We start from the raw sequence: 18,533 nt of genomic DNA, 5'->3' as shown, positions 1-18,533 counted from the left end.
AACGGGCTAGGGCTTCGTGCCCGCCGGTGCGGGGCAGGAGCCCGTCGTGGTGGGGCTCGGCGAGGGCGCCGGGTCGCGTCCCGGAACGCCCGGGCCGGTGCGGCGCAGGTTGTGCTTCTTCATGACGGCCTGCAGGTCGGGGTTGCCGGACCGGCCGTCCGCGTCCGCCAGCGCCGGGCACGCCCAGGCGTCCTGCCGGCCCCACGAGTAGCTGATGTCGAAAGCGGGCCGCGGGACGAGCCGGTCCCACCGGTTCAGGATCGCCGCCATCTCGCCGGCGTCCGGCAGCCGCCAGTTCTTCTCCCCGTCGCTGCACGACTGCCCGAACGTCTGGAACACCGGGACGATCGCCTTCGTGGCGAACCCGGCGCGCCTCGCCTGCCCGACCATCCGGTCGATCGCCTTCAGGTCGCATCCGCCGCCGCCCGCCCGGCACGGGTAGGGGTCGAGCCCGATCAGGTCCAGACGGGTCTCCGACGTCTTCAGCGGCGCCATCGGCCAGTCCGTCAGCGACGCGAACGCCTTCTGCCGGGGCGCGTACCGGTGCACGATGTCGGCCCGCCGCCGCAGCTCGCCCGCGATGCCGGGGCACTGGTCGGGGTTCGGCTCGTCCGACAGGTACCAGCCGTAGACGCGGTCGTCGCCGGCGAACCGCTTCACCGTGTCGGCGAACGCCGACGTGCTGTTCTGCTGGAACTCGCCGCAGGTGGTGTTGCCGACCCACAGCAGCGCGCGTCCCCCCTTCGGCAGGGAGGCGATCTCGTCCTCGTCGGGGTCCACGTCGAACAGGTTGTAGCCGAGCGCGGCGGCCTTGGCGCGGTCGCCGTCCGGCATGTTCAGCGCGGCGTGCAGCGTTCCGGTGGCGAGGGGGGCGGAGGCGGGACGGGCGGCGGCGTCCCCGGGGGAGGGGGCGGCCAGGTACCCGGTGACGGCCCCGCCGAGCGCGGCCGCGGCGGCCACTGCGAGCAGTTGCGTCTTCATGGGTCTCTCCCGGCATCGCTGATGCGGCATGAGAAGCGCGTCCAGCGTCGCACGGGAACGGCGGAGATGGCCGGGAAAGCGGATGCGGGCCGCAATGGACCGGGAAAAGGACGGGACCGGCCGCCATTTCGGACGACCGGTCCCGGAAAGGACGACGGGTCAGACGCGCCAGGAGCGGACGAGCTCGTCCAGCGCGGCCTGGTCGTAGGAGATGCCCTGCGCGGCCAGTTCCCGCGCGACCAGCTCGCCGTCGCCGTGGTGCTTGGCGAGCAGCCGGTAGACCGCGTAGGGGAACCAGTGGTTGTCGCTGATCCGCTGGATGTCGGCCTCGTCGCACACGTAGCCCTCGGCGCGCACCTCGTCGAGCGTCGCGGCGATGTCGCCGTGCCGGCGCTCGAGGACGTCGATGACGATGGCGCGCAGGTTCTCCGGGTCGGGGGCGGCCGGCGCCGGGTCCTCGTGCGGGGTGCCGAGGGTGCTGCGGCCGTTGAGGCCGCCGCGCGCGGCGGCGCTGACGACGGCGAGCTCCGGGTCGGGCGCGGGCGCCGGGGCCGGGGCGGGCTCCGGGGACGCGGCCGCGGCCCGCTTCGGGGCCGCCGCCGCAGCGGCCGTCCCGGCCTCGGACGCGGCCCCCCCGGACGCGGTGCCGGCGGCGCCGGCCGTGCCCGACTCGAGCGCCTTGCCGGAATGGCCGGGCACCTGGATCTGCGGGAACGGGCCGGTGTTGCGCAGCGGCATCAGCGTGATCTGCTGCAGGGTGACCGGCCCCGCGATGGCGCGCGGCGCGGCGGGCTCGGGCGCCTTCGGCTCCTCCTCCTCGCCCTGCCGCGAGACGTACCGGTGCAGCGTTCTCAGCAGGACGAACAGGCCCAGCATCGACACGATCGGCGGGACGGCGGCCGTCGCCTGGTAGGAGAACGACCGGTGGCCGACGTGCCCCACGTTGAAGATGAGGCTGGCCGTCCAGCCCGCCAGGGCGATGGCCAGCGGCAGGAAGAAGTCGAGCCAGCTCATCATGTCGCGGCGGCGCAGCACGAAGGCGTCGACGGCGAGCAGGAAGAGGCCGAGCTCGCCCACGATGATGAACAGGTCGACCAGCAGCGGGAACGAATCGGCCTTCCAGCCCCGGAGGCCGTGCTCCAGCGCCCAGTGGTAGAGCCCGGCGTAGGACTGGGCGAAGCCGCCGGCGGTCGCGGTCATGACCGCGATCGCCATGAAGGCGATGGCCCCCCACCGTGTGATGACCTGTACCCGGTTGGCAGCGCTCATGCGGCAGGTGCTCCAGATTGTCTTACCTAACCAAATGTGATCGGAGGGAGACTATCCATTCCTTGGGTGTTTCGTGGGAGATTCCAGTTACGTCTGCGTACCGTTCAGGGTCCGGCGGACCGGGGCCGCATCGGCGGCCGGCGGCGTGCATCGATCCGGGGATCGGGGGAACGCGGGAGGTAAGCAGCATTTTGGGGGGAATGTCATGCCACGCCCAGGGAGTCAGACGGACGCCGACGACGTGCGCGGCGCCGCGCTGCCGCTGGAGTACGCCGAGGACCTCGACCCGCTCCTCGACCGGATCGGGGACGCCGCGTGCGTGCTGCTCGGCGAGGCCAGCCACGGCACCCACGAGTACTACGCCTGGCGGGCCGCGATCACCCGCCGGCTGATCGCCGAACGCGGCTTCTCCTTCGTCGCCGTCGAGGGCGACTGGCCGGACTGCCGCCGCGTCGGCCGGTCGGTCGCGCTGGCGCCCGGCGGCGCGCCGGACCCGCGGACCGCGCTGGACGCCTTCGAGCGCTGGCCCACCTGGATGTGGGCCAACGAGGAGACCGTCCGGTTCTGCCGCTGGCTGCGCGGGCGCAACGCCGACCTGCCGCCGGACGAGCGCGCCGGCTTCTACGGCCTGGACGTCTACAGCCTGTGGGAGTCGCTGCGGGCCGTCGTCGACCATCTGGCCGATCACCGTCCCGAGTACCTGGAGACGGCGCTGGAGGCCTACCGCTGCTTCGAGCCGCACGGCGAGGACCCGCGGTCCTACGGGTGGAACACGGCGCTGGTCCCGGACGGGTGCGCCGAGGAGATCCTGGCGCTGCTGACCAGGCTGCGCCGCCCGGTGTCGCACGGCGACTCCCGCGACCCGGCCGAGGAGCTGGACGTCCGGCAGAACGCCGAGGTCGCGGCGGGCGCCGAACGCTACTACCGCGCCATGATCGGCGGCGGCCCGGAGTCGTGGAACGTCCGGGACGTGCACATGGCCGACACCCTCGACCGGCTGATGGACTTCCACACCCACGGCGGGCAGGGCGGCAAGGCGGTCGTGTGGGCGCACAACACCCATGTCGGCGACGCCCGCGCCACCGACATGGCGGGCGCCGGCATGGTCAACCTCGGGCAGCTGGCCCGCGAGCGGCTCGGCCGCGACCGGGTCGTCGCGGTCGGGTTCGCGGGCGGGCCCGGCGAGGTGGTCGCCGCGCCGCGCTGGGGCGACCCGATGGAGGTCATGACCGTCCCGCCGCCGGAGCACGGGTCGCTGGAGGAGGTGCTGGCGCGGTCGGAGCTGCACCGCGGCCTGTTCGTGGTGCCGCCCGAGCGCGACATGCCCGGCTTCCTCACCGGCGAGCTGGGGCACCGGGCGATCGGCGTCGTCTACGATCCCGATCGCGACCGGCGGCAGTACGTCCCGACGAGGCTCGCCGATCGCTACGACGCGCTGTGCTGGTTCCGGTTCACCACCGCGATCGAGCCGCTGCACATGGAGGCGGCCCGGCGCGGCGAGCTGGAGACCATGCCGACGGGCGTGTGAGCAGGTCCGACGCAGGAGGACGAGCATGACGCTGACCATGGCCCCCGGGCCGCTCGCCGGGTCGCCCGGCGACGACGTCAACTTCCGCATCGAGGGGCCGAAGCACCGGCTGCTGATGCACGAGTTCCCCCGCCGGGTGCACGCCCGCTTCGGCGGGGAGGTCGTCTTCGACACCGAGCACGGGAAGCTGCTGCACGAGACGGGGCTGCTGCCCGTCCTGTACGTCCCGGAGGAGGACGTCCGGACGGACCTGTTGGAGAGGACCGACCACAGCACGCACTGCCCGTTCAAGGGTGACGCCGCGTACTGGACGATCCGCGCCGGCGGCCGCGCCGCGGAGAACGCGGTCTGGGGCTACCCGGAGCCGCTTCCCGAATCGTCCTGGCTGCGCGGTCACATGGCCTTCTACTGGGACCCGATGGACGCCTGGTACGACGAGGACGAGCAGGTGCACGGGCACCTGCGCGACCCGTTCCACCGGGTCGACGCCCGGGCCTCGTCGCGGCACGTCCGGGTGCTGCTGGACGGGAAGGTCATCGCCGAGACCGAGCATCCGATGCTGCTCTCGGAGACGGGCCTGCGCAACCGGTTCTACATCCCGGCCGAGGACGTGCGCCGCGAGCTGCTGACCCGCGGCGACAAGCACACCGTCTGCCCCTACAAGGGCGAGGCGACGTACTGGTCGCTGGACGGTGCCGAGAACGCGGCCTGGTCCTATGAGGAGCCGCTCGAGGACGCGACGAAGGTCCGCGGCCACCTGAGCTTCGACCACGAGGCGCTGACCGTCGAGACCGAGCCGCCGCCCGGCACGTGACCGCGCGGACGTCCGGGCCCGCGCGGGCCTCTAAAGGAGTCGCGCCGGTCCCGCCCGCCGTTCCATGATTCAGACATGCTGGACACATCTCTCTACCTGGCGTTCCTCGTCGCCGCGCTCGCCCTGTGCCTCACTCCCGGCCCCGACATGATGTTCATCGTGGCCATGGGCGGCCGGGGCGGGCCCGCCACCGGCGTGATGGCCGCCGCGGGGGTGGCCACCGGCGCCCTCACCCACGCCGTCGCCGCGATGCTCGGCCTGTCGGCGCTGTTCACCGCCCTGCCGACGCTCTACCACGTCCTGCGCTGGGCGGGCGCCGCCTACCTGCTCTACCTCGCGGTGAAGTCGTTCCGGGACCGGGGCGAACCGGGCGAGGCGACCGCGCCCGCCGGGCCGGGACGGCTCCGCGCGTTCGGGCAGGGCGTCGTGACCAACCTGCTGAACCCGAAGGTCATCCTGTTCAACATCGCGTTCCTGCCGCAGTTCGTGAACCCCGGGCTCGGCCACCCGATGGTGCAGTTCCTCGTCCTCGGGCTGACGCTCGTGCTGATCGGGCTGGCGGTGGACGGGACGGTGGGGCTGCTGTCCGGCCGGCTCGCGGCGGTGCTGCGGCGCAGCCGCCGCGTCGCGCGGGGGCTCAACCTCTTCAGCGGCACCGTCTTCACCGGCCTCGCCGTCCGGTTGCTCGCCGTGCCGAAATAGGACCGCCCCGAAGTGCGCGGGGGCGGTTTACCGGCCAGGTGACAGCGGGCATGTCAAGGTACCTGGCGAGAGGTAAGGAGGAGGACCGTGGCACCCTCCTCGCCGTGCTTCCCCCGCCCCGGTTTCTGGGCCGCGCTCGACACCGCGCAGCGGACCGCGCTGCGCGCCGCCGCGCGCGCCCGGCAGTACGCGGTCAAGGCGCCGCTGGTCTACCAGGGCGACGAGTCCGACCATGTGATCATCATCGAGCGGGGCTGGACCAAGGTGACCTCGTCCACCGAGGACGGGCACGACGTGGTGCTGGCCGTGCGCGGGCCGGGGGACCTGCTCGCCGAGAGCGCGGTGCTCGGCGGCCGCACCCGGTCGGCGACGGTGACCGCGCTGTCGCCGGTGCGGGCGCTGGTCGTCCCGGCCAACCGGTTCACCGGCTTCCTGGACGCGCACCCGGACGTGTGGATGCTGGTCACCGGCACGTTCGTGCAGCGCATCGACGACTCCGACCGGCGGCTGCGCGCGCACGTCGCCAGCCGGGGCACCCAGCGGCTCGCGCGGCTGCTGGCCGACCTCGCCGAGCGCTCGGCGCAGCACGTCCCGCCCGCGCCGGACGGGTCGATCGTCATCGGGCCGCGGCTGTCCCAGGAGGAGCTCGGCAGCTGGATGGACGCCTCCCGGGAGACGGTCGCGCGGGCCCTGACCGGGCTGCGCGCCGCCGCCCTGATCCGCACCGGCCGGCGCCGGATCACCGTCGTCGACCTGCCGGGCCTGCGCGCGTACGCGGGTGACGCCGAACCGCCGGAGTAGTCCCCGGGGCGGGCGTGGCCGGCCCCGGCCCCGGCGACGCGAACTTGTCAATGGCAAGATAGGATCCCGGCATGAGGGACGACGCCTACCACCACGGTGATCTGCGGCGGGCCGTCATGGCGGCCGCCGTCGACGCGATCGCCGAGTCGGGGCCGGCCACCTGGAGCCTGCGCGAGCTGGCCCGCCGCGCCGGCGTCTCGCACGCCGCGCCCGCCCACCACTTCGGCGACAAGGCCGGGCTGCTCACCGCCGTCGCCGCCGAGGGGTACGCGCGGTTCGCCGACGCGCTGGAGAGCGCCGGCGGCGACTTTTACGAGGTCGGACTGGCCTACATCCGCTTCGCCGTCGACCACCGCGCCTACTTCGAGGTGATGTTCCGGCCCGAGCTGTACCGGGCCGACGACCCGGAGGTCGCCGCCGCCCGCACGCGCGCCGACGCCGTCCTCGTGCGCGGCGCCCGCAGCGTCGCGCCGGACCGCCCGGCGGGCGACCTCACCGCCCCGATCGCCGCCTGGTCGATCGTCCACGGCTTCGCGGAGCTGTGGCTGCGCGGCGCCCTCCCCGCCGGGCTCGGCGACGACCCGGTGGCCGCCGCCGAACCGGTCATCCGGCTGCTGTTCGAGAAGCGGCACTGAACAGCGGTCGCCGCCCTAGGGGCGGGGGCTGACGGAAGCGCGCGGCGGCGCGGTCTCGGTCGCCGCGATCCCTGCCTTGGCCGGGACGCACAGTGCGGCGACCACCCCGGCGACGGCCACCCCGGCCGCGACCCACAGCGCGGGCTTGAAGCCGTCGACGAACGACTCGGGGGAGGCGTAGCCGCCCTCGTGGGCGAACACCGCGGCGAGGATCGCGATGCCGAAGACGCCGCCGAGCTCGCGCAGCGCCGTGTTGGTGCCGGCCGCCACGCCCACGTCGCCCGCGGGCACCGCCGCCGTCGCCGCGCCCGCCGTCGTCGCGAAGATCATGCCGGTGCCGACGCCCGCGAGGACCAGCGGCCCGACGAGCGTCCCGTACCCCACGTCCGGCGCGGTCGCCGCCGCCAGCCAGCCGAACCCGGCGGCCTGCAGCACCATCCCGCCCACCATCAGCGGGCGCGGCCCGACGCGGTCGGCCAGCGCGCCGGACAGCGGCGCGGCGACCATCGGCATGCCCGTCCAGACCAGCAGCCGCAGCCCGGTCTCCAGCGGGGAGTCGCCCAGCCCGATCTGGAACAGCTGGGTGATCATGAACAGCGAGCCGAGCAGCGACACCGCCTGGAGGAAGATCACCGCGTTGGCGGAGGAGAACGCGCGCAGCCGGAAGTACGCCAGCGGCAGCATCGGGTGCGCGGCCCGGCGCTCCCACAGCAGGAACAGCACCACCAGCACGGCCCCGGCGGCGAGCGCCCCGGCCACCTCCGGCGAGTCCCAGCCGGCCGCCGGCGCCCGGACCGGCGCCCACGTCAGCGCGAACATGCCGAGCCCCGCGAGGACCTGCCCGGGCAGGTCCAGATGGGGGCGCGGCCCGCGGCTCTCCCGCAGCAGCGTCGCCGACAGCGGGATCATCACCAGCCCCACCGGCACGTTGATCCAGAAGATCCACTGCCAGGCCAGCCCGTCGGTGATCGCGCCGCCGAGGACGGGCCCGCCGGCCACCCCCAGCCCGGTGATCCCGCCCCACAGCCCGATGGCCGCACCGCGCTTCTCCACCGGGAACACGTCGCTGATCAGCGTCAGGGTCAGCGGCAGCAGCAGCGCCGCGCCGGCGCCCTCGACCACCCGCGCCGCGACGAGCGCGCCGGCGCCGCCGGCCAGCGCGCACGCGGCGGACGCCGCGGTGAACACGGCGAGGCCCGTCACGTAGATCCGGCGGCGCCCGAACCGGTCGCCCAGCGCGGAACCGGTCAGCATCAGGCAGGCGAACGCCAGGTTGTAGGCGTTGATCGTCCATTCGAGGTCGGACAGGCTCGCGTTCAGGTGGGTGCGCAGCACCGGCAGCGCGGTCGCGACCACCACCACGTCGAGGGAGCACAGGAACGCCCCCATCCCCGCCAGCACCAGCGTCCAGCCCCGCCGCGCCGCCGGGACGCCGCCCGTCGCGGACGCCTCCCGGCCGGTCGCGGTCTTGCTCGTCATCTCCGGCATCCCGGTCCCTTCCCTTGGAGCGGATCGCTCACCGGGTACAGACCGCCGCCGATCCGGAAGGAACCGGTGCCGCCGCCGGGACGGGGAAGGGCGGCACGGACGGCAGCCCGAACCGCGGGAACAGGTCCGGGTCGAGGAAGGCCGTGATCCCCGCGACGCCGCCCGCCGATACCGCGAGGACCTGGACGCAGTGCGCGCGGTGCACGCCGTCCGGGTCGCGCCGGTACGCGGCGAAGGCCGGCTGGCCGTTGGCGGAGACGGGGAACAGGCGCATGTCGCCGGGGCCGCTGAAGATGTGCGCCGCGGCGAAGCGCGCCACGTGGCCGCGCCCGGCGAACCACGCCGCGTACGGCGGCATCTCCAGCGTCGCGTCCCGCGTCAGCAGCTCCGCGAGCGCGGCCGCGTCGGCGTTCTCGAACGCCGCCGCGTACCGGTCGAGCAGCGCGCGGACGTCCGGATCGCCGGGTTCGGCGACCGCGTCCTCCTGCGGCGCGAGCCGCTCCAACTGCTCGCGCGCCCGCTGCAGCATGCTCTTGACCGCGACGGTGGACGTGCCGAGCGTCTCGGCGACCTCGGCCGCCCGCCAGCCCAGCACGTCCCGCAGGATCAGCACCGCGCGCTGCCGGGCGGGCAGGTGCTGCAGCGCGGCGATCAGCGCCAGCCGGACGCCCGCCCGCGACGCGACGACCGCGGCCGGGTCGCCGCCGTGCGCCGCGTCCGCCCATCCGCCGGGCAGCGGCTGCAGCCATCCGATCTCCGGCCGGGCGGGGCCGGGCGGAAGGTCCGGATCGGAGCCCGGCGCGCCCAGCCCGGACGGCAGCGGCCGGCGTCCCCGCGCGCCGAGGCCGGTCAGGCACACGTTCGTCGCGATCCGGTGCAGCCAGGTGCGCAGCGACGCCCGCCCCTCGAACCGGTCGAACGACCGCCACGCCCGCAGGTACACCTCCTGGACGAGGTCCTCCGCCTCGTCCAGCGACCCGAGCATCCGGTAGCAGTGCACCAGCAGCTCGGCACGGTACGGATCGGTCAGCCGCACGAACTCCCCGTCATCGGTCATCGGCAATCCCTTCAGTGCGCCCACACCTGTACAGACCGGTGCGGCGCCCGAAAGGAACCGGCCGCGGGGCCGCCGGATTCAGCGGGACGCCGGTGCGGTCTCCGCGGACGCGCCCTCCTCCAGCGCGGGATCGGCGGGCGCGGGTTCGGGAACGGTGGCCAGGTCGGCGCGGAAACGGCGGTTGAGGGCCGCGCGCATCCGGGCCGCGCGGCTGCGGGCGCGCGGGCTCTCGACGCCGCCGGACGTCGGCGGGACGTCCAGCGGGACGGCCGGGGCCGGACGCGGATCGGTGATCGCGGCCGTCCCCTCGGCCGGGAGCCGCCGCTCGACCTCGCTGAAACCGCCCTCGGGCGACTGCCGGATGACACCCGTCTCCAGCCCGTGCTCGACGAGCGCGAGGTCGCGGCGCTGCAGGCCGACGCAGATCCGGTAGGTCACGACGTAGGCCAGGACGGGGCCGAGGACGACCGCGAACCGGAAGAACCAGGTCGTCCAGAACAGCGGGATGTCGAACCGGTTGGCGATGACGTCGTTGCCGCCCGCCGCCCACAGCGCCCCGTAGAACACGACGCCGCCCATGCCGATCCCGGTGCGGGCCGGGACGTCGCGGGGCCGGTCGAGCAGGTGGTGGATCTGCCGGTCGCCGGTGACCCAGCGCTCCAGGAACGGGTAGGCGGCCAGCCCGGTGAACAGCAGCCCCGGCACCACCAGCGCCGGCACGAGCACGCTCAGCGTGACCGTGTGCCCCCACGCGCTGACCTCCCACGACGGCATGATGCGCAGCGCGCCCTCCAGCCAGCCCATGTACCAGTCGGGCTGCGAGCCGGAGCTGATCGCGCCCGGATCGTACGGGCCGAACAGCCAGACCGGGTTGATCTGCACGAACGCCGCGAGCAGCACGGTCACGCCGAACACCCACAGGAACAGCGACGTGGTCTTGGCGACGAACACCGGGAAGAACGGGTAGCCGCGCACGGTCGTGTTGGTGCTGCCCTTGCCGGGGAACTGCGTGTGCGTCTGCCGCCACGTCAGCACCACCGCGTGCAGCGGGATGAGCGCCGCCAGGATCCCCGGGATCAGCAGCACGTGCACGATGTACAGCCGCGGGATGATGTCGGTGCCGGGGAACTCCCCGCCGAACAGGAACATCACCAGGTACGACCCGACCAGCGGGACCGACTCGGTGACGCCCTCCAGGATGCGGATGCCGGTGCCGGACAGCAGGTCGTCCGGCAGCGAGTAGCCGAACAGCCCGTTCAGCATCACCAGGATGAACATGGTGATGCCGATCAGCCAGTTCAGCTCCCGCGGCTTGCGGAACGCGCCGCTGAAGAAGTTGCGCAGCAGGTGGACGAGGATCGCGCCCATGAAGATCAGCGTCGCCCAGTGGTGGATCTGCCGGACCAGCAGCCCGCCGCGCACCTCGAAGCTGATCTTCAGGGTCGAGGCGTACGCCTCGCTCATCCGGACGCCCTTGAGCTGGGTGTAGGAGCCGTTGTAGACGACCTCGTTCATGCTCGGCTTGAAGAACAGGGTGAGGTACACCCCGGTCAGCAGCAGGATCACGAACGAGTACATCGCGATCTCCCCGACCAGGAAGGTCCACTGGTCGGGGAAGGCCTTGCGCAGCGCCTTGCGCGCGAAGCCGGTGGTGCCGAGCCGCTCGTCGAGGGCGTGCGCCGCGCCGTCCACGCTCCGTGCGGCGCTCGTCCCGGTGCTCGGCATCGTGTCCGCCATCGACGCCGTCCTTTCGTCGGTCTGGACCGGTTCTGCGCATAAGACCGATCAGGGCCGACGAATGTGACATCGACTGATGTGCGACCCGTCACACGGCGGGCACGGCCCACCGTTCGCGGCGCTGGTAGCGCGGCAGCCAGCGGGCCCTGTACAGCAGGCGGAACGGCGGCGGCAGCAGCCGCATCACCGCGCGGGACGTGGCGTCGGGCGCCCCGTCCAGCAGCCACGGCAGGAACGAGGCCAGCCCGCGCATGCCGAGTTCCCGGCGCATCTCGACGTCGAAGGTGCCCCACTCGAACGGGGACAGCGCGCGGTGGATCAGCGGCAGCATCTCCGCCTCCTTGTAGTCGAGGAGGTCGTTCACCGCCGCCGGGAGGGTGCGCGCGTACTGCCGGAACGCGCGCCGGTCGCCGTGCTCCAGCGCCGCGTCGACCCCGTCCAGCAGCGGGACGACCCGGAACGCGCGCAGCTCCAGCGCGTCGAACACGCCGGGCCGCTCGCGGCCCCGCATCACCGTCCACAACGCGCGCTGCTCCGCCGCCTGCTGGGCCAGCCAGTGCCGCCGGAACATCGCCCATCCGCGGGCGACCCGCCCGGCGTCCGGGACGGCGCCGGCCTCGGCCGCGCCCGACATCCGGGTCATGTCCCGCCGGAACGCGTCATAGGCGGCGTTCAGCATGGTCAGGTTGAACCGCCGCGGCGTGCTGCTCTCCGGCATCGCGCCCATGCCCCCTCCAAACCCTCCGTGGGACCCGTCACAGAGAAGATGGATCAGTGCCGCCGAACGTGACGCGATCGCGGCCGATCCAGGTGTGACCTGCCCCACATCGCGTTGGCCCGGGCGGTGCTATATGTCCATGTAATCACTCTTCCCCGCCGCGCCCCTCTGATGCGGCCACGAAACCGGGAGTCGCCATGACGGTCGGCACAGGCACCGCGGCGCGCACCGCGACGATCGCCGGGGTGTGGCGCCACCCGGTCAAGAGCATGGCGCCCGAGGCGCTGGCCGAAGCCGCGGTGAGCGTGGACGGCGGCGTGCTCGGCGACCGCGCGTGGGCGCTGCGGGACGAGCGCCGCGGCGTGATCGCCGACGCCCGGACGCTGCCCGCGCTGCTGGACGTCTCGGCGCGCTACGTCCGGCCGGCCACCGCCGCCGAACCGGGCCCGCCGGTGGAGATCACCGTCCCCGGCCACGCGCCGGTGAGCTCCGCGGACCCGGACGTCCACGGGCGGCTGAGCGCGGCGCTCGGCCGGGAGGTCACGCTGTGGCCGTGGCTGCCCGCCGGCGAGGACGCGCACTACCGCCGCGTCCCGCCCGAGGACGGCGACTGGGACCGCTACCTGCGCGAGTTCTTCGACGTGGCCGACGCGGCGGACGTCCCGGACCTGTCGCGGCTGCCCGCCGAGGTCACCGCGTACCAGACGATCCCCGGCACCTACTTCGACGCCTACCCGATCCACCTGATCACCGACGTGACGCTGCGCGCCCTCGGCGGGCTGACCGGCGGCGGCCCCGCCGGGGTGCGGCGCTTCCGGCCGAACCTGCTGCTGTCCGTCCCGGACGGCGCCGACGGCCCGGTCGAGCCGTATCCGGAGCTGGCCTGGGCCGGCCGGCGGCTGCGCGCGGGCACCGCCGTGCTGCGCGTCACCGTCCCGACGCCGCGCTGCGTGATGATCACCCACGCGGCCGGCGGGCTGCCGCGCGACCGGGACCTGCTGCGCGCCGTGCACCGCCGGGCGGAGCACAACGCCGGCGTCTACGCCGCCGTCGAGGAGCCCGGTGTGCTGCGGCCCGGCGATCGGGTCGAACTTCTGCCGTGACCGCGATCATCGCGTACCCTGCCGCCTGATGATTGATGAGCAGACGTCGGTGAGCTCCCGGCATGTTCTGTGCGTGCTCGGTACGGGCCTGGACCTCGGCGAGGTCGAGGCGCTCGCCGAGAAGGAGGGCTTCGAGCTCGACTGGGAGTACTCCGGGCACGCGCCGGACCCGCGGATGCCCGCCGCGTTCGAGGCGTGCGGCGCGGGCGCCTCGTTCACCGGCCGGGACTGGGAGGCGGTGCGCGAGCACGACACCGTCGCCTACCTGCTGTCGCCCGCGGTCCGTCCCGGCGTCGCGTTCACCGTCGCCCGCCGCACCCTCGCGCTGGCCGCCGAGCTGCTGCGCTCGGGCGCCACCGCGGTGAAGAACGAGAGCAACGGGCTCGCGCACGGCCGCGACCGGTGGCTCGACCTCGCCTACAAGGCGTACGCGGGGCAGGAGGCGGCCGTCCCGCTGTACCAGGCGTGGGTCAAGAAGCCGATCACGACCGGCGCGCTGTACTTCAGCTGCGGCATGCACCTGCTCGGCGCCCCGGACGTCGAGCTGGACCATCCGGGCGACCCGCACCCCGACGACGTGCTGGACCTGATCGACGGTCTGGCGCTCTACCTGCTGATGGAGCAGCGGACGCGGGAGGTCCAGGACGGCGAGCTGTTCGCCCTCGACGACGGCGCGGCCCCCTGGGTGCTGCGGCACGGGCCGTGCGAGCGGTTCGCGGAGGACGACTACTTCCACAACCCGCACGGCTACTGGCGCCTGGTCCCCGCCTGAAGATCGGGCATGGGCCGGGCCGGGCGGCGGGGCCGCGCCGCCCGGCGCGGCGGCTCGGTCAGGTCACCGGGTTGTCGACCAGGTAGACCGTCGGGGAGGGGGCTCCGCAGGTCGCCGGGGCGCTGGACCCGCCGCCGAACGACAGGTCGGCGGCGGCCGACCCGAGCGAGACGGCGGTGCTGGTCGCCGAGGACGTCGGCGTGAACGGCCCCGCGGTCAGCGTGCCGTCGCCCGGCAGCGGCACGGTGATCTGCTTGCCGCGCACCAGCTGCGTGGCCGGGATCGGGATCCCGCCGGACGGGATGACGTTCTGCGACGCGGGCGTGCCGCCCTCGACCGCGAGGTTCAGCGCCGTGACCTTCCCGGACGCGGAGGTGTACCCCTTGTCGATCAGCTTGTCCACCGTCGCCGCCGGGATCACCAGCGCGCCGCTCGCCGCGGTGAAGGAGAAGGCGGCGCCGCGCTTGGCCACCAGCGGGATGTGCGCGCCGACCGCGATGCCGACGTCGAGGGTGTCGCCGCCGACCTTGCACGCGTAGGGCGCGTTGATGATGCCGACCAGCTCGTTCGAGGCGGGCTCGGGGAAGTTCAGCGGCGCACCGGTGATCTTCGCCGGGGGCTGCCCGGCGGCGCCGCCGACCGCGATCGTGAGCAGCGCGTTGCCCGCCGACGGCTTGCAGTCGGCGGTGATCGGCAGGCTGAACCCGGCCTGCGACTTCAGGTTCACCTCGGCGAGGGCGTGGTCGAACGCGAGCGTCACCTTGCCGCCGTTCGGCGCGGTGTACGGGCCGACGTCGAACGTGCCGGTCAGTGGCAGCCCGACCTTCAGCGGCTTGCCGGCCTCGATCGCGATGTCGTCGATCTCGAACGGCTTGCCCGCCGCGATGTTGATGCTGGACGGGGTGGAGTTGCTGGCCCCGATGCTCAGGTCGGTGATCTTCGCGTCCGCCTTGTTGATGCCGAGTATCGGCGCCAGCGACGTCAGCCAGGACGGGAAGGTGATGCTGCCCGATCCCTGCGACAGGTAGAACTGCTGGCCCGGCCCGAGCTGGACGGGGGCGGCGCCCTGCACGTCCACGTCCGTCGGCAGGTAGAACACCGGCAGCCCGGCGAGGCTGATCGTGCAGCCGATCGGCAGCTTGAACCGGCCGGTGTCCACGCCGACGGCGGGCACGTCGCCCGGCGGTAGCGCGTGCGCGGCCGGCGCCTGGACGAACGCGAGCACCGCGAGGGCGGCGCCCGCGCAGGCGGCGAGGGACCGCCGCGCCCGGCGGCGCCCGGCCGTCGCGGCGCCCGCCTGTCCGATTCTCATGGGGACTCCTCTCAGAAGTACGCCCACGTACCTGTGGGTTCCGGACATGGTGAACCCCGGCGGGAGGCGCGGGATACGGACGGTGATGCGGAAACGCCGCGGACCGCTTAGCAACCGGCCATAGAAAGAGCACGGTCACCCGCGTGGCCGCACGGCGTCCGCCCAGTACAATGCGCCCATCGAACGACAGCGGCGCTCCGATGGCGGCGCCCCTTCCGGCGGCCCGCGGTCCGGTGATCGGCGACCCGGCGGCCTGCGGCTGGCCGAGGTCTACGACCCGGCGCGCCCCGGCCTGCCGCGGGGCCGCAGCAGCCTGCCCGCCCCGGTCGTCCGCAAGGCGCAGCGCGAGCGGCTGCTCGGCGCGGTGATCTCCGCGGTCGCCGAGAAGGGCTACCCCGGCACCACCGTCGCGATGGTCGTCGCGCGCGCCCGCGTGTCCCGCAAGGCGTTCTACGACCACTTCACCGGCCTGGAGGACTGCTTCCTCACCGCGCTCGCCGACGCCCAGAAGGTGGTCCTGCGGGAGCTGATGAACGCGCCGAAGGGCCTCGGCGAGAAGCCGCCGCCGCTGGCCGTCCTCCAGGCGGGCCTGCGCTCCTACCTGACCCTGTGCGCGCGGGAGCCGGAGTACGCGCGCTGCATCCTCGTCGAGCTGCCCGCCGTCGGCCCGCGCGCGCTCAAGGGCCGCAACAAGGCCTACGGAGCGGTCGCCGACGTGCTGCGGCTGTGGCGCGAGCACGCCGCCAAACGCCACCCGGAATGGCCGCCCGTCGAGGACCCGGCCTACCGCGCCGCGGTCGGCGCCATCGCCGAGCTGATCACCGCGCACGTCTGCGCGGGCGACGCGGCGGGCCTGCCCGGCCTGCACGGCCCGCTCACCGACATCCTCCTGCGCATCCTCGCCGCGCCCCTCCCGCGCGGCTGATCGCGCGTCGCCGCCCGCGCGGGCCGGGATGGCCGTACGGTGCTGGCATGGGCATGGTGCACACGGTGGGGCTGGTCCTGCATCCCGAGCGCGACTCCGAGGTCGCCGTCGAAACGATCATCGGATGGGCGGGCCGGCGCGGCGGGACGGTGCTCGGGCTGCCCGAGGAGATCGGCCGGATCGACTGCAGCGCCGTCCCGGTCGGCGCCGCCGCGCTCGCCGAGCGCGCCGACCTGCTGGTCAGCCTCGGCGGCGACGGGACGATGCTGCGCAGCATGCGGCTGGCGGCCGGCGCCACGACACCGGTGCTCGGCGTCAACCTCGGCCGCCTCGGCTTCCTCGCCGAGATCGACGTGGACGGGCTGGCGGACGCGCTGACCGCCATCGACGAGCACCGCTACCAGGTGGAGCCGCGGATGGCGGTGTGCATGCGGCTGCCCGGCGGCGAGATCGCCTCCGCCTTCAACGACATCGCGCTGGTGCGGATGCCGGGCGACGGACTGGCGGCGGTGGAGGTCACCGTGCAGGGCCACCCGTTCGTCCGGTACGCCGGCGACGCGGTGATCGTGGCGACCTCGACCGGGTCCACCGCCTACAGCTACTCCGCCGGCGGGCCGATCGTCTCGCCCGCCGTCGAGGGCTTCCTGGTGGTGCCGGCGGCGGCGCACTCGACGTTCAACCGCGCCGTCATGCTGTCGGCGGACGAGGACGTCGAGCTCACGCTGCTGCCGACGTCGGGAACGCTCGCGGTGGAGGTGGACGGCGCCGTCGCCGCGCAGCTCAAGGCGGGGGACCGGCTGCACGTCACCGCGTCGCGCGGCGCGGCCAGCGTCATCCGGCTGGGCGGGACGACCTTCTACGAGCGCGCCCGCCGCAAGCTGCGCGTCAGCGGCAGCGCCGAGGCCGACTAGCCCGGCCAGCTCGACCAGCCCGGCCGGCCCGTCACAGCCAGCCGCGCTCGTCGGCGACGCGCAGCGCCTCCATCCGGTTGCGGGTGCCGGTCTTGGCGATCGCCGCGGACAGGTAGTTGCGGACGGTCCCCTCCGACAGGTGCAGCGTCGCGGCGATCTGCGCCACGGTCGCGCCCGAGCGCGCGGTGCCGAGCACGTCGACCTCGCGGGGGGTGAGCGGCGAGTCGCCGGCCGCCAGCGTCGCCGCCGCGAGCGCCGGGTCGACGACGCGCTCCCCGCGCGCCACCCGGCGGACGGCGTCCGCGAGCGCCTCGGCCCGCGCGTCCTTGACCACGAACCCGGCGGCGCCCGCCGCCATCGCCCGGCGCAGGTAGCCGGCGCGGCCGAACGTCGTCAGGATCACCACCCGGCAGCCCGGCGCCTTCTCGGCGAGCACCGCCGCCGCGGCCAGGCCGTCCGTGCCGGGCATCTCGATGTCGAGCAGCGCCACGTCCGGGCGGTGCTCCAGGACCGCGGCGACCACCTCGTCGCCGCGCCCGACGGAGGCGACGACCTCGAAGTCGTCCTCCAGGTCCAGCAGCGCCGACAGCGCCGTGCGGATCAGCTCCTGGTCGTCGGCGAGCAGCAGCCGGATCGTCATGCGCGCGCACCTTCCGCCGTCCCGACCGTGACCTTCAGCCGCCAGCCGCGGGGCCGTGCCGGCCCGGCCTGCACGCTCCCGCCGGCCGCCGCGACCCGCTCCCGGAGCCCGGTCAGCCCATTCCCCCCGGACGCGGCGCCGCCCGCACCATCGTCCACTATCTCCACGGCCGACGGCGACAGCGTCACGGTGCAGCGGGCGGCGTGCGCGTGCCGCACCACGTTCGTCAGCCCCTCGCGCACCACCCAGCCGAACAGCTCCTGATGGGCGGGGTCGACCATCTCGGTGGAAGCGGGCAGGTCGGCGGCGACACCCGCGGCCCGCAGCACCTCCCGGCCCCGGGCCAGCTCGCCCGCGAGCGACACCTCGCGGTAGCCGGACACGGCCGCGCGCACATCGGTGAGCGCCTGCCGGGACAGCTCCTCCACCTCGGTGATCTCCTGCGCCGAGCGCGGGGATCCGGCCTCCGCGAGCCGGCGGGCCAGCCCGCTCTTGACCGTGATGACGGTCAGCGAGTGCCCGAGCAGGTCGTGCAGGTCGCGGGCGATGCGCGCCCGCTCCGCCTCCGACGCCAGCCGCGCCACCTCCGCGCGCGCCTCCACCAGCGCCTCGTTGGTGTCGGCCATCTCGGCGTAGGCGTGGACGGTCATGGTGGTGAACACGACCATCAGCGCGGTGAACGGATCGGGCCCGGTGTGCCACGGCGGCACCGCCCACGGGACGACCAGGGGCGGCAGCGCACCGGCCAGCACGATGAGGACGATCCGCCGGCGCAGCATCAGAGCCGTGAAGGCGATGACGACCGCCCACAGGAAGAACGCGAAATTCCGGGCGAACGGCAGCTCCGCGAGGAACAGCGCGACCATCACGCCGTACAGGGCCCAGAGCCGGCCCCGGTCCCTGCGGGCGACCGACACGCCGGCGAGGACGTAGACGGCCGCGAACGCGGCGGCGATCGTGAAACCGGCCGCGGCGCCCGCCCCCGTGGAGTACTGCGCCACCCCGACCGCCGCCACCGACGGGTACACCAGCATCCCCGTCGCGAGCCCCGCCCGGCGCCGGCCGCGCGTCCACCGCTGCGGATCGGCCGCCGGCCCGCCGCCCGCCGGCGCCCTCACGGCGTCGTCCATGACGGGCACG

The 18,533-nt window shown here is 74.2% G+C and carries 18 protein-coding genes; 9 read left to right on the top strand and 9 right to left on the bottom strand.

Features of this window, described 5'->3' with window-relative positions:
• Positions 1–6: 6 nt before the first annotated feature.
• Both ACA514_RS01525 and ACA514_RS01520 read right to left on the bottom strand, forming a co-directional pair.
• A complete protein-coding gene (locus ACA514_RS01525) occupies positions 7–981 on the bottom strand; it encodes a hypothetical protein (RefSeq protein ID WP_375039127.1) in 975 nt (324 codons plus the stop codon).
• Between the two features lie 159 nt (positions 982–1,140).
• Positions 1,141–2,250: a DUF2637 domain-containing protein gene (locus ACA514_RS01520; protein WP_375039126.1), complete on the bottom strand. Its 1,110-nt coding sequence runs from the start codon at positions 2,248–2,250 to the stop codon at positions 1,141–1,143.
• Positions 2,251–2,455: 205 nt separating this feature from the next.
• Between ACA514_RS01520 and ACA514_RS01515 the strand changes: the two genes are divergently transcribed.
• The 5 genes from ACA514_RS01515 (at position 2,456) to ACA514_RS01495 (ending at position 6,730) form a co-directional block, all read left to right on the top strand.
• Complete coding sequence (locus ACA514_RS01515; RefSeq protein WP_375039125.1) at positions 2,456–3,778, top strand: erythromycin esterase family protein; 1,323 nt, start codon at positions 2,456–2,458, stop codon at positions 3,776–3,778.
• Between the two features lie 25 nt (positions 3,779–3,803).
• Positions 3,804–4,592 (top strand): DUF427 domain-containing protein, encoded by a 789-nt coding sequence (locus ACA514_RS01510; RefSeq protein WP_375039124.1) that lies wholly within the window; start codon positions 3,804–3,806, stop codon positions 4,590–4,592.
• A 75-nt stretch (positions 4,593–4,667) separates the two neighbouring features.
• Positions 4,668–5,294 carry a LysE family translocator gene (locus tag ACA514_RS01505; RefSeq protein ID WP_375039123.1) on the top strand — a complete coding sequence of 209 codons (627 nt, stop codon included), beginning with the start codon at positions 4,668–4,670 and terminating at the stop codon, positions 5,292–5,294.
• 87 nt (positions 5,295–5,381) lie between these two features.
• Positions 5,382–6,095 (top strand): Crp/Fnr family transcriptional regulator, encoded by a 714-nt coding sequence (locus ACA514_RS01500; protein WP_375039122.1) that lies wholly within the window; start codon positions 5,382–5,384, stop codon positions 6,093–6,095.
• A 71-nt stretch (positions 6,096–6,166) separates the two neighbouring features.
• A complete protein-coding gene (locus tag ACA514_RS01495; RefSeq protein WP_375039121.1) occupies positions 6,167–6,730 on the top strand; it encodes a TetR/AcrR family transcriptional regulator in 564 nt (187 codons plus the stop codon).
• 15 nt (positions 6,731–6,745) lie between these two features.
• On the opposite strand, the gene ACA514_RS01490 is transcribed toward ACA514_RS01495, so the two are convergent.
• The 4 genes from ACA514_RS01490 to ACA514_RS01475 form a co-directional block, all read right to left on the bottom strand.
• Entirely contained in the window at positions 6,746–8,209 is a 1,464-nt protein-coding gene (locus tag ACA514_RS01490; protein WP_375039120.1) for an MFS transporter, read from the bottom strand.
• A 37-nt stretch (positions 8,210–8,246) separates the two neighbouring features.
• A complete protein-coding gene (locus tag ACA514_RS01485) occupies positions 8,247–9,275 on the bottom strand; it encodes a sigma-70 family RNA polymerase sigma factor (protein WP_375039119.1) in 1,029 nt (342 codons plus the stop codon).
• A 78-nt stretch (positions 9,276–9,353) separates the two neighbouring features.
• On the bottom strand, positions 9,354–11,012 hold the full coding sequence (locus ACA514_RS01480) for a cytochrome bc complex cytochrome b subunit (protein ID WP_375039118.1): 1,659 nt from the start codon (positions 11,010–11,012) through the stop codon (positions 9,354–9,356).
• Positions 11,013–11,100: 88 nt separating this feature from the next.
• Entirely contained in the window at positions 11,101–11,739 is a 639-nt protein-coding gene (locus ACA514_RS01475; protein ID WP_375039117.1) for a hypothetical protein, read from the bottom strand.
• A gap of 188 nt (positions 11,740–11,927) precedes the next feature.
• On the opposite strand from ACA514_RS01475, the gene ACA514_RS01470 reads away from it, so the two are divergent.
• Both ACA514_RS01470 and ACA514_RS01465 read left to right on the top strand, forming a co-directional pair.
• Complete coding sequence (locus ACA514_RS01470) at positions 11,928–12,833, top strand: MOSC domain-containing protein (protein WP_375039116.1); 906 nt, start codon at positions 11,928–11,930, stop codon at positions 12,831–12,833.
• Between the two features lie 28 nt (positions 12,834–12,861).
• Positions 12,862–13,605, top strand: a complete 744-nt coding sequence (locus tag ACA514_RS01465) for a hypothetical protein (protein ID WP_375039115.1) — start codon at positions 12,862–12,864, stop codon at positions 13,603–13,605.
• A 58-nt stretch (positions 13,606–13,663) separates the two neighbouring features.
• Here ACA514_RS01465 and ACA514_RS01460 read toward each other — a convergent pair whose 3' ends face one another.
• Positions 13,664–14,917 (bottom strand): hypothetical protein, encoded by a 1,254-nt coding sequence (locus tag ACA514_RS01460; protein ID WP_375039114.1) that lies wholly within the window; start codon positions 14,915–14,917, stop codon positions 13,664–13,666.
• Between the two features lie 364 nt (positions 14,918–15,281).
• Here ACA514_RS01460 and ACA514_RS01455 point away from each other — a divergent pair, with 364 nt between their 5' ends.
• Together ACA514_RS01455 and ACA514_RS01450 are read left to right on the top strand one after the other, a co-directional pair.
• A complete protein-coding gene (locus ACA514_RS01455; protein WP_375039113.1) occupies positions 15,282–15,842 on the top strand; it encodes a TetR/AcrR family transcriptional regulator in 561 nt (186 codons plus the stop codon).
• 47 nt (positions 15,843–15,889) lie between these two features.
• Positions 15,890–16,753 carry an NAD(+)/NADH kinase gene (locus tag ACA514_RS01450; RefSeq protein ID WP_375039112.1) on the top strand — a complete coding sequence of 288 codons (864 nt, stop codon included), beginning with the start codon at positions 15,890–15,892 and terminating at the stop codon, positions 16,751–16,753.
• A 31-nt stretch (positions 16,754–16,784) separates the two neighbouring features.
• Here the strand turns inward: ACA514_RS01450 and ACA514_RS01445 are convergent, their stop codons facing one another.
• Both ACA514_RS01445 and ACA514_RS01440 read right to left on the bottom strand, forming a co-directional pair.
• Positions 16,785–17,393, bottom strand: a complete 609-nt coding sequence (locus ACA514_RS01445; protein ID WP_375039111.1) for a response regulator — start codon at positions 17,391–17,393, stop codon at positions 16,785–16,787.
• The gene (locus tag ACA514_RS01440; protein ID WP_375039110.1) at positions 17,390–18,523 is read right to left on the bottom strand and encodes a sensor histidine kinase; all 1,134 of its coding nucleotides are present in this window, start codon (positions 18,521–18,523) and stop codon (positions 17,390–17,392) included. The genes ACA514_RS01445 and ACA514_RS01440 overlap by 4 nt, the downstream gene beginning before the upstream one ends.
• Positions 18,524–18,533 lie beyond the last annotated feature (10 nt).

Source organism: Actinomadura sp. NTSP31, from assembly GCF_041951385.1.
Taxonomy (GTDB): Bacteria; Actinomycetota; Actinomycetes; order Streptosporangiales; family Streptosporangiaceae; genus Spirillospora; species Spirillospora napierensis.
Note: the sequence above shows the minus strand (reverse complement) of the source record. Positions and strands in the feature narration are given on the sequence as shown.